At 59.5% G+C, this 24,925-nt stretch carries 21 protein-coding genes and 2 pseudogenes; 9 read left to right on the top strand and 14 right to left on the bottom strand.

Annotated elements, in window-relative coordinates:
• Positions 1-56 precede the first annotated feature (56 nt).
• The 6 genes from SAHL_RS04870 (at position 57) to SAHL_RS04845 (ending at position 8,130) form a co-directional block, all read left to right on the top strand.
• Positions 57-1,208: a glycosyltransferase gene (locus tag SAHL_RS04870; protein ID WP_221177835.1), complete on the top strand. Its 1,152-nt coding sequence runs from the start codon at positions 57-59 to the stop codon at positions 1,206-1,208.
• Positions 1,205-2,467 (top strand): O-antigen ligase family protein, encoded by a 1,263-nt coding sequence (locus tag SAHL_RS04865; RefSeq protein WP_123590277.1) that lies wholly within the window; start codon positions 1,205-1,207, stop codon positions 2,465-2,467. The genes SAHL_RS04870 and SAHL_RS04865 overlap by 4 nt, the downstream gene beginning before the upstream one ends.
• Positions 2,464-3,588, top strand: coding sequence for a glycosyltransferase (locus SAHL_RS04860; RefSeq protein ID WP_123590276.1), 1,125 nt, complete (start codon positions 2,464-2,466; stop codon positions 3,586-3,588). Before SAHL_RS04865 ends, SAHL_RS04860 begins: the two co-directional genes overlap by 4 nt.
• A 3-nt stretch (positions 3,589-3,591) precedes the next feature.
• Positions 3,592-5,577, top strand: a complete 1,986-nt coding sequence (gene asnB / locus SAHL_RS04855; protein ID WP_123590275.1) for an asparagine synthase (glutamine-hydrolyzing) — start codon at positions 3,592-3,594, stop codon at positions 5,575-5,577.
• A gap of 156 nt (positions 5,578-5,733) precedes the next feature.
• Complete coding sequence (locus tag SAHL_RS04850; RefSeq protein ID WP_123590274.1) at positions 5,734-7,008, top strand: nucleotide sugar dehydrogenase; 1,275 nt, start codon at positions 5,734-5,736, stop codon at positions 7,006-7,008.
• A gap of 114 nt (positions 7,009-7,122) precedes the next feature.
• Complete coding sequence (locus SAHL_RS04845) at positions 7,123-8,130, top strand: NAD-dependent epimerase (RefSeq protein WP_123590273.1); 1,008 nt, start codon at positions 7,123-7,125, stop codon at positions 8,128-8,130.
• Between the two features lie 388 nt (positions 8,131-8,518).
• Here the strand turns inward: SAHL_RS04845 and SAHL_RS04840 are convergent, their stop codons facing one another.
• Together SAHL_RS04840 and rfbB are read right to left on the bottom strand one after the other, a co-directional pair.
• Positions 8,519-9,685: a glycosyltransferase family 4 protein gene (locus tag SAHL_RS04840; RefSeq protein WP_221177834.1), complete on the bottom strand. Its 1,167-nt coding sequence runs from the start codon at positions 9,683-9,685 to the stop codon at positions 8,519-8,521.
• Positions 9,686-10,122: 437 nt separating this feature from the next.
• Positions 10,123-11,166, bottom strand: a complete 1,044-nt coding sequence (gene rfbB / locus SAHL_RS04835; RefSeq protein ID WP_123590271.1) for a dTDP-glucose 4,6-dehydratase — start codon at positions 11,164-11,166, stop codon at positions 10,123-10,125.
• A 272-nt stretch (positions 11,167-11,438) separates the two neighbouring features.
• Between rfbB and SAHL_RS04830 the strand changes: the two genes are divergently transcribed.
• The gene (locus SAHL_RS04830; protein ID WP_123590270.1) at positions 11,439-12,512 is read left to right on the top strand and encodes an MraY family glycosyltransferase; all 1,074 of its coding nucleotides are present in this window, start codon (positions 11,439-11,441) and stop codon (positions 12,510-12,512) included.
• Positions 12,513-13,206: 694 nt separating this feature from the next.
• Here SAHL_RS04830 and SAHL_RS04825 read toward each other — a convergent pair.
• The 6 genes and pseudogenes from SAHL_RS04825 to SAHL_RS04805 all read right to left on the bottom strand — a co-directional run.
• On the bottom strand, positions 13,207-13,977 hold the full coding sequence (locus SAHL_RS04825; RefSeq protein WP_148045488.1) for a hypothetical protein: 771 nt from the start codon (positions 13,975-13,977) through the stop codon (positions 13,207-13,209).
• A gap of 506 nt (positions 13,978-14,483) precedes the next feature.
• Positions 14,484-14,876: an addiction module antidote protein gene (locus SAHL_RS04820; protein ID WP_245968401.1), complete on the bottom strand. Its 393-nt coding sequence runs from the start codon at positions 14,874-14,876 to the stop codon at positions 14,484-14,486.
• 24 nt (positions 14,877-14,900) lie between these two features.
• Positions 14,901-15,086 (bottom strand): type II toxin-antitoxin system RelE/ParE family toxin, encoded by a 186-nt coding sequence (locus tag SAHL_RS18170; RefSeq protein ID WP_245968386.1) that lies wholly within the window; start codon positions 15,084-15,086, stop codon positions 14,901-14,903.
• Positions 15,087-15,219: 133 nt separating this feature from the next.
• A complete protein-coding gene (locus tag SAHL_RS18165; RefSeq protein WP_123590268.1) occupies positions 15,220-15,933 on the bottom strand; it encodes a transposase in 714 nt (237 codons plus the stop codon).
• A gap of 428 nt (positions 15,934-16,361) precedes the next feature.
• Positions 16,362-17,636 carry a glycosyltransferase family 39 protein gene (locus SAHL_RS17485; RefSeq protein ID WP_148045487.1) on the bottom strand — a complete coding sequence of 425 codons (1,275 nt, stop codon included), beginning with the start codon at positions 17,634-17,636 and terminating at the stop codon, positions 16,362-16,364.
• A 174-nt stretch (positions 17,637-17,810) separates the two neighbouring features.
• Positions 17,811-18,277, bottom strand: a pseudogene (locus tag SAHL_RS04805) (transposase); the annotation flags it as partial.
• Between the two features lie 288 nt (positions 18,278-18,565).
• Here SAHL_RS04805 and SAHL_RS04800 point away from each other — a divergent pair.
• Together SAHL_RS04800 and SAHL_RS04795 are read left to right on the top strand one after the other, a co-directional pair.
• On the top strand, positions 18,566-18,889 hold the full coding sequence (locus SAHL_RS04800; protein WP_123590267.1) for a transposase: 324 nt from the start codon (positions 18,566-18,568) through the stop codon (positions 18,887-18,889).
• Positions 18,859-19,752, top strand: a pseudogene (locus SAHL_RS04795) (IS3 family transposase); the annotation flags it as partial. The gene SAHL_RS04800 and the pseudogene SAHL_RS04795, both read left to right, overlap by 31 nt.
• Positions 19,753-19,879: 127 nt before the next feature.
• On the opposite strand, the gene SAHL_RS04790 reads toward SAHL_RS04795, so the two are convergent.
• The 6 genes from SAHL_RS04790 to SAHL_RS04765 form a co-directional block, all read right to left on the bottom strand.
• On the bottom strand, positions 19,880-20,113 hold the full coding sequence (locus SAHL_RS04790) for a transposase (protein ID WP_221177832.1): 234 nt from the start codon (positions 20,111-20,113) through the stop codon (positions 19,880-19,882).
• 73 nt (positions 20,114-20,186) lie between these two features.
• Positions 20,187-22,103: a sulfatase-like hydrolase/transferase gene (locus tag SAHL_RS04785; RefSeq protein ID WP_123590429.1), complete on the bottom strand. Its 1,917-nt coding sequence runs from the start codon at positions 22,101-22,103 to the stop codon at positions 20,187-20,189.
• A gap of 73 nt (positions 22,104-22,176) precedes the next feature.
• Positions 22,177-22,638 carry a pilin gene (locus tag SAHL_RS18160; RefSeq protein WP_123590265.1) on the bottom strand — a complete coding sequence of 154 codons (462 nt, stop codon included), beginning with the start codon at positions 22,636-22,638 and terminating at the stop codon, positions 22,177-22,179.
• A 180-nt stretch (positions 22,639-22,818) separates the two neighbouring features.
• A complete protein-coding gene (gene infA / locus SAHL_RS04775) occupies positions 22,819-23,037 on the bottom strand; it encodes a translation initiation factor IF-1 (protein ID WP_123590264.1) in 219 nt (72 codons plus the stop codon).
• Positions 23,038-23,118: 81 nt separating this feature from the next.
• Complete coding sequence (gene aat, locus SAHL_RS04770) at positions 23,119-23,859, bottom strand: leucyl/phenylalanyl-tRNA--protein transferase (RefSeq protein ID WP_123590263.1); 741 nt, start codon at positions 23,857-23,859, stop codon at positions 23,119-23,121.
• Positions 23,856-24,925, bottom strand: a 1,070-nt coding sequence (locus SAHL_RS04765; protein WP_123590262.1) for a GNAT family N-acetyltransferase, incomplete at its 5' end; no start/stop codon positions are given. The genes aat and SAHL_RS04765, both read right to left, overlap by 4 nt.

Below are 24,925 nucleotides of genomic sequence, written 5' to 3'. Positions count from 1 at the left end.
CCCGAACGCCATGTATCCGAGGTGGGTTCTTGTCGAGCACTGAGCGGCCGCACATCATGTTTCTCGCGCGGTCTCTGGATCGGGGCGGCGCCGAACGACAGTTGATTTCGCTCCTTCTGGGGCTAAGGGATCTCGGCTGGAAGGTTTCGATCGCCTGTTTCTATGGTGGTGCGGCGTTCCAGGAGGAAATCCAGAGCGAGGGCGTGTCTTTTCACGATCTGGGCAAACGCGGCCGGTGGGACATGGCGCATTTTCTGCTGCGCCTGCGCCACGTCGTGCGTTCTGTTCGTCCGGATATCATTCATGGCTACATGCCTGTTCCGAACATGCTCGCCTTGGGCGTCTCCTTGGCTGCAGCCCGACCGGCTGTCGTGTGGGGCATCAGAGCCTCGAACATGCAGTTCGAGAGCTATGACTGGCTGAGTGCGTGGAGCTTCCGGGCGGAATGCGTGTTGGCCAGATACGCCGATCTGATCATATCCAATTCGCAGGCCGGGGCGCGTCACCGCATTGCCCACGGGTTCCCGGAGAGCCGAGTGATCACGATACCCAACGGCATCGATACGGAGCGATTTCGCTATGATGCCGAGGGGCGCACGAGGCTGCGGCGCGAGTGGAGCCTGGGCGAGGATGAAGTGGTCGTCGGAGTCGTTGCGCGACTCGATCCCATGAAGGATCATGTCACCTTTCTGGACGCGGTCCGGCAGCTGTGTGACTCCGAGCAGGGTGCCGGATTGCGGTTTGTCTGTGTGGGCGATGGCGCCGATCACTGGACGCGCCACCTTGAAGAATACGCATGTAGCCTCGGACTCGAGGGCCGCGTGCTGTGGGCGGGAGCGCGCAACAATATGGCCGCCGTCTATAGCGCACTCGATATCGTGGTTCTGCCATCCGCGTTCGGAGAAGGATTCTCGAATGCCATCGGCGAAGCAATGGCCTGTGGGCGTACCTGTGTGGTTACCGACGTGGGTGACATGGCCTCAGTCGTTGGCGATCACGGCATCGTGACGCCGCCGCGTGACGCGGCGGCGCTGGCCAGGGCGATTGGCTTGGCCGGCGAATATGTGCGGCAACACGGCTGCGGACCACGCTCGGAGGTGCGCGAGCGCGTGGTGCGAGATTACAGCGTCTCAGCGCTTGTGCAGCGTAGCTGCGATGCACTGGCGCGCTTGAACAGTAGCCGCTTGAACAGTAGCCAGACATCATGAATGACATTGCCATGGCAAGCAGCAAGCGACGGATACTACCGAGTTCGTTTTCGGATTTGATGCTTGTCGCATTTCTGCTCTGGTTCGGCAGTTACGCCTATGGATACGTGTTCTATCACGTGCCGTTCAAGCCGCTGTATTCGTATTTTCTGCTGATCGGCTTCGTTCTGTTCTATATCCTGCGGCGCGCCGGCTCGGGGCTGGGTGTTTCAGGTAGCGGGGACGTGCGTTTCCGGGCTTTCCTGCTGTGGCTCTGTGCGTATTTCGTCTATCTGGTTCTGACATTTCTTCTGTCTGTTCAAGACAGTGTCGTCGTAGACTATTTGATTGTCTATAGTGAATCCATTGCGCTACTGGGCGCGTTCGCCATACTGATGGCTACGCCGCGGCGCCTGCGTATGGCTTGTGGCGCGATAGCGATACTCGCTATTTTCGCTTCAATCATCTGCGCCTACGATTTCGTACGGCCGACGTTCACCAAAGTGGTGGGTCGGGGCGCTGGCTTCTACGAAAACCCCAACCTTGCGGGGACTTTCATCGCCTTGGCCATGGTTGCGGGGCTCGCGGCGGTGCCGAGACGGCTGAGGCTTTTCTTCATTGCATTCTGCGGACTGGGCGTGCTGACGACGTTCAGCAGAAGCGCCTACATCCTGTGGGGGCTGAGTGCCGTCGCACTGGCCTGGTACGGCTACTTCGGTAGTCCGCGTACGCGCCTGGCCGTATCGGTCGGCATTATCCTGGTCGGCGGGGGCGGCACGATACTGCTGTTTACGGGTGCGGTTGGCCCGCTGATCCAGAATTCAGCCATATCGCCATATTTGACGCCAGACACGAAGATGCGGCTCGGTATAGGTTCTCGTGTGATCGCCGGCTCGTCCGCCTCTGAGCGTGAGCGGTTGATACGCAATTCGCTCGAGAGTGCGGAAAAGGCCCCCTGGATCGGCCACGGCCTGGCTCATACCCGTAAATGGGAGTACGGCGCGCAGCCGCACAACATGTATCTTCTCTTCCTCGTGGAAGGCGGTGTACTCGGGCTTGCGTTCTTTCTAACGCTTCTGGCATTGCTGTGGCTCTCGAGTCAGGGCATCGGTCGCGTGGTCGCGCTACAGCTGTTTCTGGGCGGTGTGTTCGCGCATACGCAATTCACTGAGCCAGCGAGCATGATTTTCTTCTCTTTTGTCTTCGCGCATGGTGCCGTGGTTCGTCTGAACCGCAGTCTGGATTCATCGTCAGACGCATCCGTACCCGTGGCTGCATGAAGGTCGTTCACGTCATTACCGGCCTGGCGGCCGGTGGTGCCGAGAACGCGCTGTGCCGGCTGCTGGAAAGCGGACGGCCCGAAGTGAGCGCTCAGCACGTGCTTGTGCTGGGTCAGCCGGGCCCTTTGTCAGAGCGTGCGTGCGCCTCGGCAGACGGCGTCTGGCACGCGGGGATGAATCCGCGCCGCCCTTCGCCATGGGGCCTGTTTGCGCTCCGCCGTCGTCTGCATCGTCTTCGACCGGACGTGATTCAGGGCTGGATGTATCACGGTAATTTGGTCGCCTCCGTGACAGCGGTTGGCCTGCGCGCGCCGGTTGTATGGGGCGTACGTCAGACCTTGTACGGCCTTTCCGAAGAGAAGAAAGGCACCCGCCTGATTATTCGTCTGGGGGCCACGCTGTCACCACGTGTGTCGCGTATTGTCTACAACTCGCGCCTGAGCGCCGATCAGCATGCCGCATTCGGTTTCGACAGCAGCCAGGCCGTCATCATCCCGAACGGCTACGATCTTGAAACATTCCGCCCGGACACGGGCCTCCGGCAACGGTTCCGACGCGACCTGGGCATCAACGACGACGCGTTCGTGATCGGGCTGGCAGCTCGCGTCCATCCGATGAAGGATCACGACAATTTTCTGCGCGCCGCTGCGTCGTTCCTCGCCGACCACCCGAACGCTCTTTTTCTACTTGCCGGCGAGGGTACGGATGACGACGAGATCATCGATCGAGGTATCGCTGAGTACGGCCTGGACGAGGCGGTGGTCCGATGCGGACGCCTTGAGGATACGGTCGCGTTCAACTGCGCGCTGGACGTCGCCTGCATGTCGTCCGCCTGGGGGGACGCGTTCCCTAATGTTCTCGCGGAGGCAATGGCCTGCGGAGTGCCCTGCGTCACCACCGAGGTTGGGGATGCACCCGCAATTGTCGGCGACACGGGCATCGTCGTACCACCGCGCGAGCCAGGCGCGCTGGTGCGCGGCTGGGCACAGCTAGCGGAACTCGGATCGGCAGGGCGAGCGGCTCTCGGGGCGCGTGCGAGAGAGCGCGTCGCGCAGCGCTATGCGCTGCAGCGAAGTACGCAGCGCTACATCGAACTTTATCGCCAACTAGGAAGTTACTGAACAATGTGTGGATTGACCGGCCTTTGGGACGCGCGCCATCGACTCGGCCCCGAACGCGCGCTCGCGGCCATAGGCGACATGACGCCGACCCTCGCCTGTCGTGGCCCGGACGACGAGGGGGCGCACCAGGAGGCACAGGTGGGGCTGGCGCTCGGGCACCGTCGTCTGTCGATCCTGGATCTTTCGCCCGAGGGCCATCAGCCCATGGTTTCGCAGAGCGGGCGCTATGTGCTCGTCTACAACGGCGAGATCTACAATTTTCGTGATATCCGTGACGTGCTGGTCGGGGCCGGGTGGCAGTTTCGCGGTCACTCGGATACGGAAGTGCTGCTCGCCGCGATCGATCACTGGGGGCTCGATGCGGCGCTCCAACGGGCGAACGGCATGTTTGCGCTCGGTCTCTGGGACCGCGAGACCCGCCAGCTCTCCCTGGCGCGCGATCGGGTGGGCATCAAACCGCTCTATTACGGCTGGTCGGGTGGACTGTTCCTGTTCGGCTCCGAGCTCAAGGCGTTGCGGGCCGCCCCCGGTTTCGATGCGGCAGTGAATCGCGACGCCCTCACGCTCTACCTGCGCCATAACCACATTCCCGCGCCGTATTCGATTCACGAGAACGTGTACAAGCTGCCGCCCGGCGCCATTCTCACGCTGGATCAGACACAGGCGGGGCAGGCGCCGGGCGCCGGCGTCGATCATCAGCAGGACCTGGTCCGGCGCTTCTGGTCCGCCCGCGATGTGGTCGAACGCGGTGCGGCGAATCGCTTTGCCGGTACCCCGGACGAGGCCGTGGACGAACTCGAAGCGCTGCTCCGCGATGCGGTGGGCAGCCGTATGGTCGCCGACGTGCCGCTGGGCGCCTTCCTCTCGGGCGGAGTGGATTCGTCCACGGTCGTCGCGCTCATGCAAGCGCAGTCGGAGCAGCCGGTACGGACGTTCTCGATCGGGTTCGAGGAGGGGCACTACGAGGAAGCCCCGCACGCCAAGGCGGTAGCGGAATATCTCGGCACGCGGCATTCCGAGTTGTATGTCAGCCCTGCCGAGGCCCAGCAGGTCATCCCGCATCTGCCGGAGATGTACGACGAGCCGTTCGCGGATTTCTCCCAGATACCCACCTACCTCGTCTCGCGGCTGGCCCGTCGCGATGTCGTCGTCAGTCTGTCCGGTGACGGCGGCGACGAGCTGTTCTGTGGCTACAGCCGCTATTTCTGGAGTCAGCGGGTGTGGGGGCGTGTCGGCGGAATGCCCTCGATGGCGCGCCGCTCGCTCGAACGTGTACTGCGCGCGTCACCTCGACTCTGGGGCCGCGCGCTTGGCGCGATGCTCGAAGTCATGCCCGCACGCTTTCGCATGCGGGATCCGGCGGACAAAATCGCGCTGCTCGCTGACATCATGGGCATGAACGCCCCTGAAGAGCTGTATCTGAAGCTGATCTCGTATTGGCCGGACCCGGAAGCGTTGGTCATTGGCGGTCGCGAACCGCAGGGGTTCGTGGCGGACCGGTCGCGGTTGCCGGATCTGGACAGTTTCGTCGAACGCATGATGTATCTCGACCTTGTCGGCTATCTACCGGGTGACATCCTCACCAAGGTGGACCGCGCCAGCATGGCGGTTGGGCTCGAGGCGCGCGTGCCGCTGCTGGACCATCGCGTCGTCGAGTTCGCCGCATCGTTGCCGTTGGAACTGAAAATGCGTCATCCGGAAGGCAAGTGGCCGCTACGCGAGGTGCTCTATCGCCATGTGCCGCGTCGTCTCGTGGAACGCCCCAAGCAGGGCTTCGACGTGCCGCTGGAGCACTGGCTGCATGGTCCGCTGCGGGAATGGGCGGAATCGCTGCTGTCACCGGAGCGACTGGCGGCCGAAGGGTTCCTGGATGTGGACCGTGTCCGCCGCATGTGGGCCGGATTTCTGGATGGCAGGGGCGTTGCGGGCAAACGCGAGATCTGGTCGATTCTGATGTTCGAAGCATGGCTGGAGCGCGCTCGGGTCTAAGACTGAGCGAATCGGACGGACATGAGATATCGCCTCCGCTGGATAGGCTGCGGATAGTTTGCGAAAGCCGCATGACAGCCTCATAATCCGCGTCTCGCCGCGGCATTGCATGCGTCGCTTTACCGTGATCGTTTTCTTCCTTGCAGAGAATTAATAATGACCAAGGGTGAGACCCGCATTGCGGTGATCGGTCTGGGCTACGTCGGCTTGCCGCTGGCGGTCGCGTTCGGAAAACGCCACGAAACCCTGGGTTTCGATATCGATGCCACCCGGATCGCCCAGTTGTCCGAGGGCTACGATTTCACGCGCGAAGTGGCATCCGCGGAACTGGCGGCGGCGAGTTCGCTTCGGTTCTCGTCCGTCGCGGACGATCTGGCGGCGGCGAATGTTTATGTCGTGACCGTGCCCACGCCGGTGACTGATGCGAAAGTCCCGGATTTCGGGCCGCTTGAGGCGGCGTCACGGTCGATCGCCCCCTATCTCAACGACGGCGACATCGTGGTGTACGAGTCGACCGTCTACCCCGGCGCCACGGAAGAGCGCTGCGTGCCCATTCTCGCTTCGATATCGGGGCTGACCTACAACGAGGGCTTCTTCGTGGGTTACAGTCCGGAACGGGCGAATCCGGGCGATGCCGCGCACGGGTTGGCCAACATCATGAAAGTGGTCGCGGGCTCCACCGATGCGGTGGCGGATCGGCTGGTCGAACTTTACAGCCCGATCGTTCCGGCGGGTATCCATCGTGCATCGAGCATTGCGGTCGGCGAAGCGGCCAAGGTCATAGAGAATATCCAGCGCGACATCAACGTGGCGCTGGTCAACGAGCTGTCGAAGATATTCTCGCGTCTGGGCATCGATACGCAGGAGGTGCTCGAGGCGGCGGGTACGAAATGGAATTTTCTACCGTTTCGTCCGGGTCTGGTGGGCGGTCACTGCATCGGTGTGGATCCGTACTACATGACCTTCCGCGCGCAGGCGGTCGGCTATCATCCGGAAATGATTCTCGCCGGTCGGCGCATCAATGACGGTATGGGCCGATACATCACCCACGAGCTCATCCGCGTGATGCTGCGCCGCAAAATCCAGGTCAACGGCTCGCGCGTGCTGCTGATGGGCGTGACGTTCAAGGAGAACTGCCCGGACATCCGCAATACGCGTGTGGTGGATATCGTTCGCGAGTTGCAGGCCATGGATGTGCACGTCGACATCTACGACCCCTGGGCGGATTCGGCCAAGCTTGAGCACGAGTACGGCATGACGCTGGTGGAAACACCGGAAACGGGCGCCTACGACGCTGCGTTGATCGCCGTCGGTCATCGCGAGTTCCAGGCCATGGGCATCGACGCGATCCGCGGTTATTGCAAGCCGACGCATGTGATCTACGACGTCAAGTACACATTCCCCGCCGAGGTGACCGACGGGCGACTATAGCGGCCCGGGCGAGTCCGGGTGACGACTGTTTTCCCGCTGCTGGCCATGTCACACCGCAGAAAATACCGGTGACGTGAACGCATCGCCACGGCTTAAAACACAAGGTTTCAACGCATGAAGATACTGGTGACGGGGGCCGCGGGATTCATCGGCTACCATGTCGCACAACGCCTGCTCGATCGCGGCGATGTGGTGGTCGGAGTCGATAACATGGACCCGTACTACGACCCGTCCCTGAAGCAGGCACGGCTCGATCGTCTCGCGCCGGACGAGCGGTTCACGTTCGTCCACCTGAATATCGCCGACCGGCAGGAGATGGAAACACTCTTCGCGCGCGAGAAATTCGATCGGGTGGTGCATCTCGCGGCCCAGGCCGGGGTCCGTCATTCCATCACGCACCCGCATGACTACATCGACAGTAATGTCACGGGAACGTTGAACGTGCTCGAGGGATGTCGCTATAACGCTGTCGAGCACCTCGTCTATGCGTCGACGAGTTCTGCATACGGGCTGTCCACGGACATGCCGTTCTCGCCGCAGGGAGATGCCGACCATCCGGCCGCAATCTACGCGGCATCCAAGCGGGCCACGGAACTCATGGCGCATTCCTACTCGCATCTTTACGAACTGCCCACCACCGGCCTGCGGTTCTTCACCGTGTACGGACCCTGGGGCCGGCCTGACATGGCGCTGTTTCTGTTCACGCAGAAGATGCTGGCCGGCGAATCGATCCCGGTGTTCAACCACGGCAAGCATCGCCGGGATTTTACTTATGTCGACGATATCGCCGAAGGCGTCGTCAGAACGGTCGACGTGGTCGCCACCCCCGATCCGACATGGTCCAGTGACACACCGACGCGGGGCACCAGCAGCGCGCCGTGGCGGATCTACAACATCGGCAACGGTCAGCCGGTGCCGCTAATGCGTTACATCGAGCGTCTCGAGGAGTGTCTCGGAGTCCGGGCGGAGAAGGAATACCTGCCGATGCAGGCTGGGGATATCGAGGCCACGCACGCCGATGTCGACAGTTTGTTCGAAGCCGTTGGCTACCGTCCCGAAGTGTCGGTCGAGGAAGGTGTGCGGAACTTCGTCGACTGGTATCGCAGTTATTACGAGGTTTGAACGCCCCCTCTAGACGATGTACGGCCCGACTGGTGCTTCTCAACCGCATCGGTTATAGCCCAGTTATCTACGGGCATAGTGAGCCTGGCCGGTCAGTGTTTCGTGTAACGATGAAGTCTAGTTTCAAATCTGGACTGTTCCCCACCGGGCACCAGGTTTGCAACCGCTCTATCAGCGCTTTATGACGGTGTGTATGTCAGTCGATATGTTCTCGGCTGACTTCGCTGGCTCATAACGACGCCGTGGGCCGTAACTGGGCATTGTCGCTACCACACCGAGTGTTAAGGCAGTTACCGGATATGCGCTTCGGATGGGCTTGGCGGGCGAATGTCTGCACTGTGATGAGTGCCGAAGCTCGTACGACGCGGCACCCTCAGGTGATTTGTCTCTACGCCCGCCGAGTAGCGGGGCCGCTATCGGCCGACACGATTTGACGTATGACCATCAGATAGCGGTCGATGACGATGCTTTCCTCGAATTCGGTCTGCATCTTCTTCCGACCCTGTTCGCCCATCGCCATCCGTTGATCCTCGGTGAGCGCCATGACATCGCGCATGCGGTCGGCAAGGTCAGCGGCGTCGCGCGGCTTGCACAGGTACCCCGTCACACCGTGCTCGACGGTGTTGCGACAGCCGATGGCGTCGGTCGTGATGATGGGCTTGCCCATACTGGCGGCTTCCAGCAGGGAGCGTGGCGTGCCTTCGCGATAATAACTCGGTAGCACGATGCAGTCGGCCTGGGCGATCGTGTGTCGAACGTCCTCCACGGCGCCGCGATAGCGAACGAGGCCTTCGCGCTCCCAGGACCGGATCTGCGCCCGCGGTATGGCTGTTCTGTTCTCCGCGTCGAGAAAGCCGAGGAGCTCGCATTCGATATCGGCGCCATCGCCTTTCAGGCGCCGGGTTGCTTCGATGAACTCGCCGATGCCCTTGTCCCATAACAGTCGCGCGCTGAGCACGAAACGGAACGGGCCGCGATCGGTGGTAGATTCCTGTTCGCGCTCTTGCGGCGCGAAGCGGGCGGTGTCCACGCCCGAGCCGGGCAGGCAGATCGCCCGTTCGGTGTCGACGAGGCCGGCTCTTTCGAAGAGTGCGTAGTCATCGGCATTCTGGAAGAAGACCATCGCCGCGCGTTTCATGCCGAGTCGGTAGAGACCCCGCACGATGCGGGTCAGCAGGTTGTCGCACATGAATACAGTGCCGAGCCCCGCCACATTGTGTACCGATGGCACCCGCGTCAGGCGACAGGCGATGCCGCCATAGACATTGGGCTTGACGGTGTAACCCAGGTAGACATCGATCCGCTCCCGAATGAGTAAACTAAAGAGTCGCGCCGTAAGCAGCGCGTCGCGAAACGGGTTGGTGCCCGCATTGTCCATGGGCAGCGAAACGAATCGCAGGCCGGCCGCCTCGAGCCGTTTTGCGTTGTCGTCATAAGGCGCTGCGGCAATGACCTCGTAGCCCGCATCCTGAAGAGCGCACGCGAGTCGCAGCCGAAAATTCGCCAGATACCAGGCGGTGTTGGCAGCGATGAGAATTCGTGTGGGGTGAGTCAAGATGTTGGCACAGCGTCTGTATCTGAAAAAGGCGTTGGTACGTCTCTTTGAGCCGGAGCCGTATGGGCCGGTCGAGACGCCCGTTTTTGGTCGCACCAAATTAACTGGCATGGACTGAAACGTTGCTGAACGCGAGCTCGGGCTTCCGGTCTTCGGCTGCCGCATTCGGCTGGTCGCTGCGATCGCGGGCAAGCGCCGTTTGGCGTGATGAATGGTCAGGCCATTGCTCGAAATCGCATTCCTTCAATCAGTACTGGTCTATGGTTCGGAGGCGTGTCCGTCGTATAGGTCTTCGCTCACGCCAAGTCGTTGGTACGAGCGATATTATAGCGAAGCGTGCGAGCGTAAGTCGCTGTGTGTGCGCTTCTGTTCCATGCTGCCGCCGTAAGGGGTGCGAGATGAGCGGCAGACGCTACCCGGCGACCGTGGCTTCAGTGTCAGACAGACCGGTTGGCCCCGCGCACGCCCAGCGCATCGTTAATCCACTGCGGGTTATTCAGATACCACCGCACGGTATCGCGGATGCCATCTTCAAGCCCGCGCTCGGGCTGCCAATCGAGCTCGTGCATGATCCGACTCGGGTCGAGCGCGTACCGACGATCATGGTTCTTGCGATCCGCGACGAACGTGATCAGCCGAGCGTAGGAGCCCAGCCCCCGATTCGGGACGAGGGTGTCCAGCGCATCGCAGACGAGCGTTGCGATCTCCAGATTCGTTTTCGGCGCCAATGCGCCGATGTTGTAGCGTTCGCCGACCCGGCCGTGTTCCGTCGCACGGCGTAGCGCTCGTACGTGATCCTCGACATGCATCCAGTCGCGCACGTGGCGCCCGTCGCCGTACAGTGCGATGGGCCGATGCGCCAGGGCGTCGATGATGATCCGCGGTATCAGCTTTTCCGGATGCTGGCGCGGGCCGTAGTTGTTCGTGCTGGCGGTGATCAGCGTGGGAAGTCCGTAAGTGTCGTGCCAGACGCGCACGAGATCGTCCGCTGCGGCCTTGGAGGCGGCGTAGGGAGAGTTCGGCGAAAGTTGGCTCTGCTCCGTGAAGAGATCGTCCGGTTCGGCCGAGCCGTGCACCTCGTCGGTGGAGACGTGATGGAACCGGAACACGCCCCGCGCTGTAGCATCGAGGGTTGCGTAATACGTCCGGGCGGCCTCTAGAAGCCGGTGTGTCCCGACGACGTTCGTCTGGATGAACGCATCGGAATCCGCGATCGAGCGGTCCACATGCGATTCCGCGGCGAGATGCAGTATGGCGTCCGGCCGGTGCCGGCGCAGGGCTCGAGCCACCGCCTTAGGTTCGCGGATGTCGATTGCCTCGAAGGCATAACGTGGATGGCCGACGGCCGCTTGCAGCGACGAGGGGCAGGCGGCGTACGTGAGGCAGTCGATATTGACGACCTCGTGCGGAGTCGCCTCGAGCAGATGAAGGATCAGTGCGGAGCCGATGAACCCCGCGCCGCCGGTGACGAGCAGTTTCATGCGCGCCCCCGCGCTGCGTGTGTTTCCGCGAGCGCACGCAGCGCTCGTGGCTCGCCCGCGAATGGGTCAAGCGCTGTGCAATAGGGCGCACTCATACGTCGAGAGTGATCGCGAACGTGTGCCATGCCATTGATTCAGGCCGGTGAATTGCGTTTTGCTGCGGAATATATATCGTATGCCTCAATAAGCAACGGTTTGCTGTGGCCGTGTGCGGCGGTTTGTCGCCGTTTCGCCGGCCCTGATTCTTGAAGTTCCGGGGGACAGATCGACTCATGACCGCGCTAGGCCTTTCCCTGATGGCTTTCTGTGTCAGCGTGGCCGCAGTCCTGGTGCTGCGACCGGTCTGTTTCTACTTCGGGCACGTGGATCATCCCGGGGGGCGCAAGCGCCACGACCTGGCCACCCCGCTCAGCGGCGGTCTGGCGATCAGCCTGAGCATCCTCGCGCTGGGGTGGGGCATCGTGCCGAACCGGCACTTCTCGGGGTTCGCGGTCGGGCTGATCGTCCTGCTGCTGTTGGGCGGCATGGACGATCGCAAGCACGTGCCGGCTTCGCTGCGGCTCGCGTTGCAGACGATCGCCGTGACCGTCGGCATGTACTGGCTCGGTGACGTCCGTCTCGAGGATCTCGGCGCGATCACGGGCGGGGACAACGTGCGGCTGGGCGGTTTTTCGCTGCTGTTCACGGTCTTCGCCGCGGTCGGCATCATCAACGCCGTCAACATGATCGACGGCATGGACGGCCTTGCCGGCGGCTTCTCCGCACTGCTGATTTCGGTGATTCTCGCGCTGGCCTCCGGTACGGCCGCGGTCAGCATCGTCATGCTCTGTCTGACCATCGGCAGCATCTTCGGTTTTCTCGCGTTCAATCTGCGCACGCCCTGGCATCGCCAGGCCCGGATCTTTCTGGGGGACGCGGGCAGCCTTGTGCTGGGCTACATCCTCGTCTGGTTCGCCATCGAGGCCTCGCAGGAGGCAACATCCATCATTCGTCCGATCACCGCCGTCTGGCTGTTCGGGCTGCCGCTGATGGACACCTGTTACCTGATGGGCTCCCGCGTGCTCCGCGGCAAGAGCCCGCTCGCAGCGGATCGCTACCACTTCCACCATCTATTACAGCGCTCGGGATTCACGCCCGGCTGGGCGCTCTATATATGGCTGATCGTGGCCGGTGGATTCATGGCCGCGGGCGTGTGCCTGCAGTGGCTGGGTGCGCCGGATGTGATGTTCTGCATCGGCTTCGTGGTGACCTTTGCTGCCTATTGTCTGACCATGAACATCCTGTGGCGGCGTCGCAGTGCACGCCGTTCGCGCCTGCGGCGCTGGCTCAAGACGCCCGGGTCGTGAGCGGTTTCTCACGCTCGGGTGCGCGGCTGATATCGGCAAAGTGAATCGCGGGTACATGGCCTTTTGAGGCGCTATTGAGAGCGTCCGGAACCCGGGCGTCGTTTCACGCGGCGCCTGCCTCTAGCGCGCATATTCGCGACGGGACGTGTGAATGCGCTTCCTCGCACCCGCCTCATTGCGGATGTGCGAGTTTGTTGTACGCCACCTCGGTTGGCCGAGTGGTCATGCCCCGCTGAATGTCGCGCAGTGCCTGGGCCGATGATTGGCGCCGTGCAGAGTCGCGGTCGCGAACTTGCGGCATGTCGAGCCCCGGAACTTTTGACGGGACTCGGCCCGGTGGGAGCCCGCCGGCCGGCAACACAGAAACCCATCGGGAGGCGCGTGCGTTGCCTAGGCACGGCCCCGGGCAAGCGGGACTCCGTGCATTTCGGGGTAACCGGTTTCGATATCCCCATGAACGGTCGATTGGCGCGATCGAGCCGCGCGTGAATAGATCGCCGTGCGAGATTTCGAACCGAGGATAGCTACTCGCGCATCGAAGTGCGGTGACGCGGAGTCGCCGGCTGACGAGTACCGAGGCATCGGCGGTCGAGAACTCGGATACTGATCGCGCCATCCCGCCGGTCAGGCTGCCACCTCGATCGGCGTCACGCTCGCCCCAGCTGTGTGGTCGTGCCACATCCCGGGGTTTCGCCTAGAACGCCAGAATCACACCCATGCCGACGGCAATGTCGTCGCGAAAGCCTTCCTCCGTCTCGACGCGGCGATCGTCGTTCAGGCCGAGTCCGCCCTGGACCCCCACGTTCTGGCTGATCCACCCCTGTTTCATGAAACCGCGCAGCCCGTATTCGGGATTGAACAGATTGTAGGACTCAACCTGCGGCGTGGGGCGGTCGGGGGCGGCCAGGTCGAACGCGACCTCCGGATCGGACGACAGATCCGCCTCGGAGGCGTTCGCCGCGTCCTGGCGAAAGCCCTGCGTGACCAGCTCCGCAGTGGAGACATCGTCCGGCACACGCAGGTTCAGTTCCTCCGGCAGGATGAACTGACCGTCTGCGCCCCGTTCGGGTACCCGCAGCGACTGTGCGGCCATATCCGCGGCTAAATCGCGTGTCGAGCGTGCCGGCGCGGGCGGCTCCGAGCCCGCCTCGTCCGCCGGGCCCAGCGACGTGTCCAGCCGGAGAGGCGCGGCGGATGCCGAGTGCGTTTTGGTCGTCCCGGTATCGGATGCCGCTGCGTGCTGTGACGGAGCGGGTGCGGGTGCCGGGCTGTCGGGATAGGCGGCCAGGTTGGCATTGGTCGCATGGGCCGAGGACGCCGGGCGATCGTGCCAGATGAACGCACCGGCCGCGCCCGCGGATACGCCCGCAATCGCGGCCGCCGTCGCAATGTAAGCCACTCGCCTAGCCATGACGTCATCCTGCGAAAGACGCAGATCGTGAAATCCGGTGCCCCAACGGCTCATATCATCGCGCCACAGCCGCGCGGGCGCAATGGGTCGGCGCGGAAATCCGGCGGTTATTCAGGAACGTTGCCGCGACAGTTTATGTAATGCGGGCGAAGTGACGTGCAACGTCAGCGGTGGTCACCTGCGGGCGTGCTGCCGCTGGTGCTCGATCGCCGACCGAGGTCGGGGCCAGGGCCCCAATGAATGCGACGCGAGCGGGCTATGATTGTGTGCGCTACCGTTACCCAAGACGGAGAGCGCGCTTCTGAAACGGTGCTTCCGAAAAGGGGACGGAGCCAATCGGGTTGGCCGAGACATTACAACGGCCTACTGAATCAAGAACAGTCTGGGGCGATCGCGTGTCGCTTCGACAGGCTGAAGGCGTATTAAGAGGCCATGGTTGGCCATGGCGTGTACGCTGCTCGGGCCGCCTATGTGAGGAAAGATCTTCAGCGCCTAGCAGAAAATGCCTCCCGATCGCTGTTGCCGTCGCCGTTTTATCCCGCGTGGCGGCGCTGGCTCCGCTACGCGGCGTCGTCCGTACGGACTTCTGCGCGCAACCGAATGCCCAACGCTTCGCAGACCCTGAGCGTGGTTTCGAGCGTCGGCTTGCCGTCAGCGGAAAGTGTCTTGTACAGGCTCGTACGTCCCAGCCCGGTCTTGTCGGCGATGGCCCCCATGCCGCGCGCGCGGGCAATGTCACCCAGCGCCTTGGCGATAAAGCCCACGTCGCCGTCGGCTTCCTCGATACAGGCGTCGAGGTACGCCGCCGCATCCTCGGGCGCGCTGATGTAATCCGCCACGTCGTAGTCGACAAGTTCAACAGTCATGACCGCCTCCTGGAGTTCGGCAGCAAGTTGCTGCGCGCGTTGTATGTCCTGGCCCTGCGAAGATTTGTCGTCGCCGCAAAGCAGCACGATCAATTCGTTGCCGCGATACGTCTAATAAACTCGATAACCGGGGCCGACGGTGAGCTTCAGTTCATTGACGTCGCCTTTCAGCTTCCGATGCTGGCCGGGGTTGCCCATGGCCAGCCGTTCGATACGGGCGCGAATTCGGGCGCGACCCTTGGTGTCCTTGAGGCCGTCAAGCCATTTCGTGAACTCGGCGGTATCCTTGATCAGCATGGACGCATTGTATCCTGTGGAAGACGGTCGCGCACCTGTCTCGTTTGATCTATCGGGTGGGCGTAAAGGGTAGGGAAAAGGAAGAAGAGGTTAGATACGCGTACAGCGCATCAAGCCGTTGGGGATGGGGCGTCTATCCGGCGGCACCCGATGTCTGATTCCGCTTTTTCGGGCGACCGCGATGGCCGGGGCGGGCACGTTGTTTCAACGTCGTTTCGATCTGCTCCCGGAACGCCTCGCTGCCGAGGACGACGCCCTGGCGCGTGCAGCTGCGAATCTCCTGTAGTGCCTCCGAGTCGAGTCCTTCCGCTACGAGTTCCCGATACGCCGCCCGTCGCTCGGCGCCGGTCCGGCCGAGCCGTTGATAGAGCGGATGCGGTGTCAGCCAGGCGTCCCCCATGCCGTGGGCATTGGCGCTATAACTCGACCATCGATAGCCGTCGGGCCGATTCGCCATGTCGCGCGCCCGGACCGGGTTGAGCTCGATATAGCGATAGCACGTCAACAGATAGCGTTCGGCTTCGACGAGGCTCGCACGATAGCGGCCCTCCCAGAGCGTGCCGGTGCGCTGGTGGCGCCGATTCACATGCTGCACGTACCGGCGCCCGACCGACTGCATCATGCGCGAAGCAGCGTCCGTCTGCTGCGGTGTGGCCAGGAGATGCACATGGTTGGTCATCAGCACATAGGCATGGATGTCGCAGCCGGCACGGGCCGCGGCATCGCGCAGGCACTCGAGGTAGAACAGATAGTCGTCCTCGTCGAAGAAACAGGCCTGGCGATTATTGCCGCGCTGAATGATGTGCTGGGGCACGTCGACGAGATTGAAGCGGGGCAGGCGGGGCATGGCTTCTGCTCAACCAGGGGAGCGTCGAGGCCAGCAGGCTAGCAAAAAAATGTCTCTGACCCCTTTTCTCGACCCCTGATCCGCGAAGAACCTCAAAGAAAGAGCGGCGGCCATGGGACGCCGCTCTTGGAAAGGGGTTAGAAATGTACCTGACCCCTTTATTCTTGCCGGCCTCGGCTTGTTTCAGGATCGCCAGGATCTGGCTGTCGGTATAGCGGGATTTCTTCACGGGAACCTCCTCGGTTCAGGGTACGAGAAAATTCCACTTCTGACCCGCATTAATTCTTGGGAGGATTACCCGGTCTCCGTCTGCTTGACCTCGAACGCGATCTGCTCGTCCGTGTATTTCGACTTCTTCATGCCCATTTCCTCCGCCTCTCAGCGTGATCGAAATGGCCCGAATTCTCTAGTTCTGATCGCTGCGCTTTTCAGGGAGAGGTCAGTCTGGTGCCATTAGACCAATAAAAATTACGGCGTGAGATGATCGCTTGAAAAAAATGTGAGATTACGAGAAAAGCGGTGGTATCGAAATAAAATGTTTTGAATCGTATATTCGGAAGCCAAAAGAAAGCAATCAAAACTCCGCAGAGCGCAAAGCCCCAGTGCAGAAAAACGATACTTTTGTCGATGCGAGAAAATATAATAAGTAAACTTATAATGCATGTAGAAATAAAAAAAATAGCGGTAACATAGTCAGTCATGCCGCGCATGGAAAATCCCAGTGAGTGGAAAATCTTTTTTTGGCCGAATATTATTTGTTGAATTGTATTGTCGCGCCATAATTGAAGCGCGATCGATTTCGATAATGAGTCTAGTTCGGCAGCACTTAGGTTTGAGTTTTGTAGTTCTTTTGTTTTATCTTGGGGTAAGCGAGGATAATCTCCGTGGAGTTTTTGCATATACTGCTCATGCACTGAGCGGCCGTCAGCATCCATTCCGAAATTGTAGTAGCCTGTCCCTACTAAGAAGTTATAGCCGCCCGTAGTGGTGAAATTCCACTGGCCGGTTGTGGATTTTAAAAAGACAAGCCAAGGTGAAATAAGCGCAAAACATATCAATGCGATTATAAAGACATAGCTCGTTCGGGCTGTAATGCTCTTAGTGGACGGAGAAAAAATTAAAAATAGTGCTGCTGGTATAGAAATTAAGATATTGTTGGCTTTTAAGTAAAACAATAGAGCCAGTAATAATGGGATTGCAGTTAGTGTTCTTATTCTGTTTTCGATTCTGAAAAAGTTGAAGTTACGTGTCGCTAGATAATAAACTAAACAATTTAAAAAAAGAAAAGATAAAGATTCGGCGTGTGCTGAAAATGAGTACAAATAAAAGGGTGGCCAAAGTGCCGTAAAAAAACTCATCGAATAATACGAAATTCGTTTTTTCTCTCCCGCTTTGGATCCGGCGTAAAACCAAATTGCAGGCACCAAGGACATGGCAATGATGTTCAATAATCTTGCGTTAATTAATAAGTCTTTGTTATCAAATAAAAGTGCAAGCAGGGCAACAATAAATGGGAACAGGGGAGGCCTGTAGCCGTCCGCTAAGGCTGTGATGCCTTCTTCTACTAGGTCGACGCCTCGCGCTATATAAGCGAGCTCATCTCCATGTGCTGGTCTATTAGCGAAACCGTAGGCATGGTAGACAGAAAGCCATAATAAAGTCACAAGCAAAAAAAGCAGAAAAGGGCGTATAAGTTTTGACATATAATGACTTATTGCTTAAATAATTTTAAAAATCCTTGACAACTAAAGATCTGCTTCCTTCGGAGTCGCCTCGGCTTGGCCTAAGGCGCATGCGCTTTAGTCATGGGGTTTCTACTGAATTGGACCCCATCGGTTGGACAGTCCGCAGAGATTTCTAAGTGATGACCTGCCAGGTCAGGCCGCCTGCGGTGGCGGCTGTTCGTTGAAGTAGACCTGATCGGACGTGGCCCGATCAAGACCCTGATGGTGGCGCCTGCTGTTGTAGAACGCGAAGTAATCCGCCAGGCCAACTTGGACGTCGCGCCCGCTGTCGTAGGCTTTCAAGTAGACCTCCTCGTACTTCACGCTGCGCCACAAGCGTTCGATAAAGACGTTATCCATCCAGCGCCCGCGGCCGTCCATGCTGATTGTGATTCCGTGATCTTCGAGCATGCCGGTGAAGGCGGTGCCTGTGAACTGGCTGCCCTGATCCGTGTTGAAGATCTCCGGCGGCCCATAGCGTGCGATCGCACACTGTAGCGCGTCCACACAAACGCCTCGTCCAGCGTATTCGAGACCTGCCAGGCCAGCACCTTGCGCGAGCGCCAGTCCATGACGGCAACGAGGTATACAAAGCCACGCGCCATCGGCAGTAGAGTAAGAAGCAGGGCGCAGTCGCACTATTTCCCTGCTTCTCCTCTCCGAGCCGCACGTGCGCCTTTCAGCGCATACGGCTCGGTAATCCCCCCATTTTTAACGCACTTGGATTCAGACGGTCAGTGCAACTGGAGCGGGCGATTCGTCTCTGACCCCTTTTGCCACCCCTTTTTGCCCCGCGGACCCCTTTTTGCCTCGCTTTTTTATGGCTTATATCAGCGCGTTAGGCCTTAAGTAAGTGCCATTCGTCTCTGGAGCGGCCCAGCTTCCACGGACATCAACCAGAGGGGACAATGGTCCCGAGGAGATGTCCGATGGCAACGAGAAAACGTTATTCCAAGCAGTTCAAGCTGCAAGCGGTCGAGCTGCTCGAGCAGTCTGATAAACCCGCAGCCGAGGTCGCGCGCGAGCTGGGCGTGATGCGTAACCAGCTCTACAAGTGGCAACACGAGTTGCGAGACAAAGGCGAAGACAAGGCGTTCCGTGGGCCCGGCCGAAACGCCGCACTGGACCAGCGCTCCGAGGTCGCCGACCTGAAGAAGCGGCTGGCGCAGCTCGAAGAAGAGAACGCCATCCTAAAAAAAGCGGCGGCGTACTTCGCCAGGGAGCTGCCGTGAAGTACGCCTTTATTGCTTCGCAGCAACGCCAGCATTCGATCAGCCTGATGTGTCGGGTGCTACAGGCGAGTCGTTCCGGCTACTACGCGTGGAAAGCTCGGCCGCCGACCGCCCGTGAGCGACACGATCGCGCGTTGTTGACACATATACGCCAGGCGCACGAGCAGAACCGCCAAGCCTATGGCTATCTCAAGACTTGGCGTGCGTTGAACAAGGCCGGCGTATCCTGCGGCAAGCATCGCGTGGCTCGGCTGCGCCGAGACCACAGCATTTTGGCGCGTCGTCGACGCCGTTTCATTGCCACCACGCATTCACGGCCCGACCTGGGCCATGCACCAAACATCTTGCGTCGGCGGTTTCGTACGGCCTCTCCGGATCAGGTCTGGGTGGGCGATGTCACCTTCATCGCGACGCGCGAGGGCTGGCTTTATCTGGCGGTATTGATCGATCTCTATGCGCGATCGGTGGTCGGCTGGTCCATGTCGACACGCAACAACACCGCACTCGTTAAAGAAGCGCTGGAAATGGCGGTCGATCAGCGCCAGCCTAAGCCGGGACTGGTTCATCACAGTGATCAAGGCCAGACGTACGCGGCAGCGACGTACCGGCGTCGACTGGCCGAACTCGGGATGGTCTCGAGCATGTCCAGAAAAGGCGACTGTTGGGACAACGCCGTTGCCGAAAGCTTCTTTGCAACGCTGAAGTTCGAACTGGTCGATCGCCGCGTCTTCGCCAGCCGCCAAGCAGCTCGAACGGCAATCTTCGAGTACATCGAGGTGTTCTATAACCGTCAGCGGATACACCAAACGCTCGGCTATCGAACACCGCTAGAAGTGGAAGAAACGTATCAAGCTGTGGCTTGATTTACCTGTCCGTGGGAGCCGGGCTAGCTCACTCTAACCCCTTTTTCCGCTTTTTCCCCTTTTTCCACCAGATTGAAGCGGGGGAGACGGGGCATGGCTGTGCTCAACCAAGGGAGCCTACAGCCTGTCAGGCTAGCAAAAATGTCTCTGACCCCTTTCTTCTTTTTATGCGCGAAGCAGCGTCCGCCTGCTGCGGTGTGGCCAGCAGATGCACATGGTTGGTCATCAGCACATAGGCATGGATCTCGCAGCCGGCGCGGGCCGCGGCATCGCGCAGGCACTCGAGGTAGAACAGATAGTCTTCCTCGTCGAAGAAACAGGCCTGGCGATTATTGTCCCGCTGAATGATGTGCTGGGGCACGCCGACGGGATTGAAGCGTGGGAGGCGGGGTGTGGCTCATGCTCAACCTGGGAGCGTCAGAGCCAGCAGGCTATCAGAAATGTGTCTGCCCCCTGTTTTTCTTCGGGCTAGGCCATTCGACTGAGCGCCATCCTTTACGTTTGCTCGATAATGAAGATTTCCTGATGCCACGGCGTTTGAAGCCAGTGACTTTATTGCGTTTAATAAAACCCCACTGCTTCATCATAGGAGCGGCGTTTGATGCTTTAAATCTTATTTTTAAGTCATCTGTTACATGGAATCGATTGCCAAAGCGTTTCAGTGTTTCGGCAGAATCTACTTCTCCGTCACTATTAATAGCCGGAAGTGTGTACGCACCTTCTAAAAATCGGACTCGGTTCTCAATATTACTTGGGGGAGAAAACAGATCGATACCATCGAGATCGTTCGGCAGATTTGATCCGATTCTTTCTATCACGGTGGGCGCTACGTCAGTCAATAGAGCTGGCACATAACTGACTTTTTTTTCTTGAATTTCTTTTCCACCTTCAAATACCTTAAATGCAAGCAAAATTCTATTTTGACTTGGCGAAAAAATTGATGTCCCGTGACCTCGCCGAGTGCGTGGTAGCTTTTTATGATGTCGAAACTTCAGGTCTTTTTCAATTCCAAGCTCCTCGCCGTGATCGGAATAGACTACGACAATCGCATCAGTCAGCATTCCGCTATTTTCTAGCTTTTCAATCAAAAAGCTAAACTGTCTATCAGCAGCTCGAAGAGCGCGTTCATAAGGTAAATAACTATCAAAAGAATTATATCGCTTTGACGAGCTAAGAATACCTTCATTTATGTAAGGCCAGTGTGCAACACAAAAATGAGTCATTAAAAATGTTGAGGTAGAAGGTAATCGATCAATTAAACCATCAAGCTTAGAGGTAAATTGAGATGGATGATATGAGCCTGAAGCCGCCCGGTTTCCGTAGGTCGCTGGTAATAGCCACCGGCTGGCCGGGAATAAACCTAGTAGGTTCGTTCCAACTGTGTCGAGCAAATTACCGTAAAAGAAGTCTATCAGGCCTTGTGGTGGAGTTGAGATAACATCAAAGCCATACTCAGATTCTATATTTGCAAATCTAGTGTCATCTGTCGAAAAAGCTGTTGTGTAGCCGAGCTTCTGAAGGTGGGTTCCCAAAGTCCAATTAAAGCGCATGTTTTCCTTTGGAAATAAATTTCCGCGGATCCCGTTGTTAAGTGGATATTTTGCGGTGAGCAAGCTCATTAGTGCCGGGAATGTTCGTGCCATCGGTGTGACGGCATCACGAAATACGATAGAATCGCTTAGCCAATTTTCAAGTTTTGGCATTAGCGCATTTGTTGGTGGTGCGGCGCTATCGTTTAAAAGGTGCAGATGGTCAGGGCGTAACGAATCGATGCCAATTAGTATTATATTTTTTTGTATCGGTTTTTGGGCTTCGTTTGAATAAGAGTAGGGAAGAGTCGAAAAAAATAACAGAAGGGCAATAAAAATTGATATAAAAAAGTACTTCAATGATTCGCGTTGTATTTTTGCACAAAAAAATAGAAATAAAGCGAAAAAAAATGAAGACGACACGATAATTGTTGTATTAGATATCGCTTTGTTTTGAAGTGGGGTGGCGTTTGAATTGGGAAATATAGCTTCGTTAAGTAGCGATAAAATCAATAAAAAAGATATCGAAATAATTACTTTCCAAAAAATTATATTTTGTTTTTTTGTGTGAAGCTGAGAAGCTTTTCTCACGGCAAAGCTGGGAAAGGCTAAAAGCGCGGTATGGATTAACGTGCCTACAATTAAATACCACGCACCGTAAAGTACAAAAATAGGGTCACGTAGTGCATTAGCGAGTGCAGTTTTTATTATTGAAGAGCCATGAGTCGCCGTTAAGAATTCGACAGTTATCAGGCCATATGTAATTTGAGATACAAATAGAATTAATCCGAGTAAAATGTAAAAAATACTATTTTTTCGCATTTTATTATCAAGGCAGCTAAAAAAATGGGGGCCGGTAGGCCCCCATTTAATCGAAAGTACTTACTGCGACGCTTTAGGAGCCGCCTCCGCCACCGCGGCAATTCGAGGGCAAGTAGCTGCTGTCAATATCGCTTGAACCGCAAGACCAAGAAACTCCTGAAGCGCTACCGGTGCCGGTGAATACGAGATTATCCCCTTCCTCAATGTCGCCACCTAGGTCGCCGACGCCAACAGAGATCTCTGCCTCATCGTCACCGTTTCGAGTGTAAGCGACGCTTTGCACGTGCTCCGCGTCCTCCAAATCGGTGTCCGACAAGTCGATGCCCGCTTGGTCCGAGTCACTGGGCATTTTTCCTTGTGTTGTGTAGTACTCGGATACCGCGGTTTTCGCGGAACCGGCATACGAAATTGCCTCAGTCAATTTGGCGCGTACGGTATAGTTCTGATACTGCGGAATAGCAATCGCCGCCAGAATGCCGATGATCGCGACCACGATCATCAGTTCGATGAGCGTGAAGCCTTGTTGTTTCTGCATGGGTTTCCCCTGAAAAGATGTGCGGTGAGCGGGCGCCTTGAGGCGCACTCGGGCAACTCGCATTGAGCGTGCCAGCGCGCTGACTCTATTCAAAACAGCGGGTTAGGCGCAAGCCCTGCGCGAGGTGTCGCGCAGCGTCACGTCACATTGTGACGTGGCGCGTCACATTTGCGTCCGCGGTTAGCGCCCGCGGTAGGTGATGCGGCCCTTGCTGAGGTCGTAGGGGGTGATCTGGACGGTGACGCTGTCGCCGCGCAGGATGCGGATGTAGTGCTTGCGCATCTTGCCGGAGATGTGGGCGGTCACGATGTGGCCGTTTTCGAGTTTCACGCGGAAGGTGGTGTTCGGCAGCGTCTCCACGACGGTGCCTTCCATCTCGATATGCTCTTCTTTTGCCATGGACTCCTGAACTCTTGACAAACGATTAACTGACCAATTATCGGCGATCGGGCGGCGCGGATCAATGCGCCCGGGCGCACGTCAGGCGCCAGTATGGTCGCGCGACTGCGGCGCGTCGATGGTGAAGCGCCAGGGCGAGGCCGGCCCGGGCCTGGCGCGCTCGGTGCGCACGAGCTTGAGGAACTTGCTGCGGGGCAGGTCCACCGCGCCCATCCGGTAGAGGTGCGCGGAGCCGACCTGGCCGTCGATGAGCGGAAAGCCCCAGGCCTGCAGTTGCCGGCCCAGCCAGACGAGCGCGATCTTGCTGGCGTCGCGCTCGCGGGAGAACATGGACTCGCCGAAGAACATGCGCCCGAGCGCGACGCCGTAGAGCCCGCCGATGAGCCGGCCGTCGCGCCAGACCTCGATGGAGTGGGCGTCGCCCAGGGCGTGCAGCTTGGCGTAGGCGGCGCGCATCTCGGGCCCCAGCCAGGTGCCCGGGTTGCCGTCGCGCGTGCCCGCGCAGCCCAGAACGACGTTATTGAAATCGCGGTCCAGGGTCACCGCGTAATCGGCCCGGGCGAGTGTGCGCTTGAGCCGGCGCGAGACGTGAATATGGTCGGTCTGGAACACGGTGCGCGGGTGCGGGCACCACCAGAGGATGGATTCCTCCGGGTTGTACCAGGGAAAGATGCCCTGGGCGTAGGCTCGGCGCAGGCGCTGCGGCGAGAGGTCGCCGCCCATGGCGAGCAGGCCGTTGGGCTGGTCGAGCGCGAGCTCGGGATCGGGAAAGGCGCCGTCCGGCGTGTTCGGGTCCAGCCAGTACACGCGCAGGCCGCTCACGAGGCGGGCGCGGTGTCGTCCGCGAAGTTGCTGCGGGTGCGTTGCTGGTGCTCGTAGGCGGCCATCATCTCGGCCTCGCGGTTGACGAAGTCCTCGACCGCGCCGGCCAGACGCGGGTCGGCGATGACGTGGCTCGACCAGGTGGGCGCGGGTTCGAAGCCGCGCCGGATCTTGTGCTCGCCCTGCGCGCCGGCATCGAAGCAGGCCAGGCCTTGCTCGATGCAGTATTCCATGCCGGCGTAGTAGCAGGTCTCGAAGTGCAGGCTGTGATAGTCGGTCGCACAGCCCCAGTGGCGGCCGTAGAGCGTGTCGCCGCCGAGCATCATGAAGGCCATGCCCACCGGCGTGCCCTGGTGCCAGGCGACGAAGAAGCGCACCCGGTCGCCCAGACGCGCGCTCAGCTCCGCGAAGAATTCCGGCGTGAGGTAGGGCGCCTGGCCGCGGATGGCGTAGGTACGGCCGTAGAAGGCGTAGAGCAGCTGCCAGAGCTCCTCGTCGATCTCGTCCGGGGCGAGGGCGGTGACGGTGACGCCGGCCTCGCGCATCCGCCGGCGCTCGCGGCGGATCTCCTTGCGGCGCTTGGACGACAGGTGCGAGAGAAAATCCTCGAAGTCGGCGTAGCCGCGGTTGTACCAGCGGTACTGGCAGCCGCGTCGCGTCGAGGCCCCTGCTTCGGCCATCCCGGCGGTGCTGGTGTCGTCGCCGAACAGCAGGTGCAGCGAGGAGCGCCCGGTCTCCCCCGGCAGTGCGGCGAGCGCATGCGCCAGCGCCCGGCGGTCGGCGTGGCTGGCCGCGAGCAGGCGCGGGCCCACCACCGGCGTAAACGGCACCGCGCAGACGTACTTGGGATAGTAGTCGAGCCCGAGCTGGTTGTAGGCGTTCGCCCAGGCGAAGTCGAAGACGAATTCGCCGTAGGAGTGGTCCTTCTCGTAGAGCGGGGCGGCGCCGATCAGGCGGCCGTCGTCGGCCTCGAGCAGCAGATGCGCGGGCTGCCAGCCGTTGTCCGGGCCGACGCTGCCGCTGGCCTCGAGCGCGGCGAGAAAGCCGTGGCGGACGAACGGCTGCG

The organism is Salinisphaera orenii subsp. halophila YIM 95161 (assembly GCF_003732545.1).
In the GTDB taxonomy this organism is placed as follows: Bacteria; Pseudomonadota; Gammaproteobacteria; order Nevskiales; family Salinisphaeraceae; genus Salinisphaera; species Salinisphaera orenii_A.
This window is presented reverse-complemented; position numbering and strand designations above follow the sequence as displayed.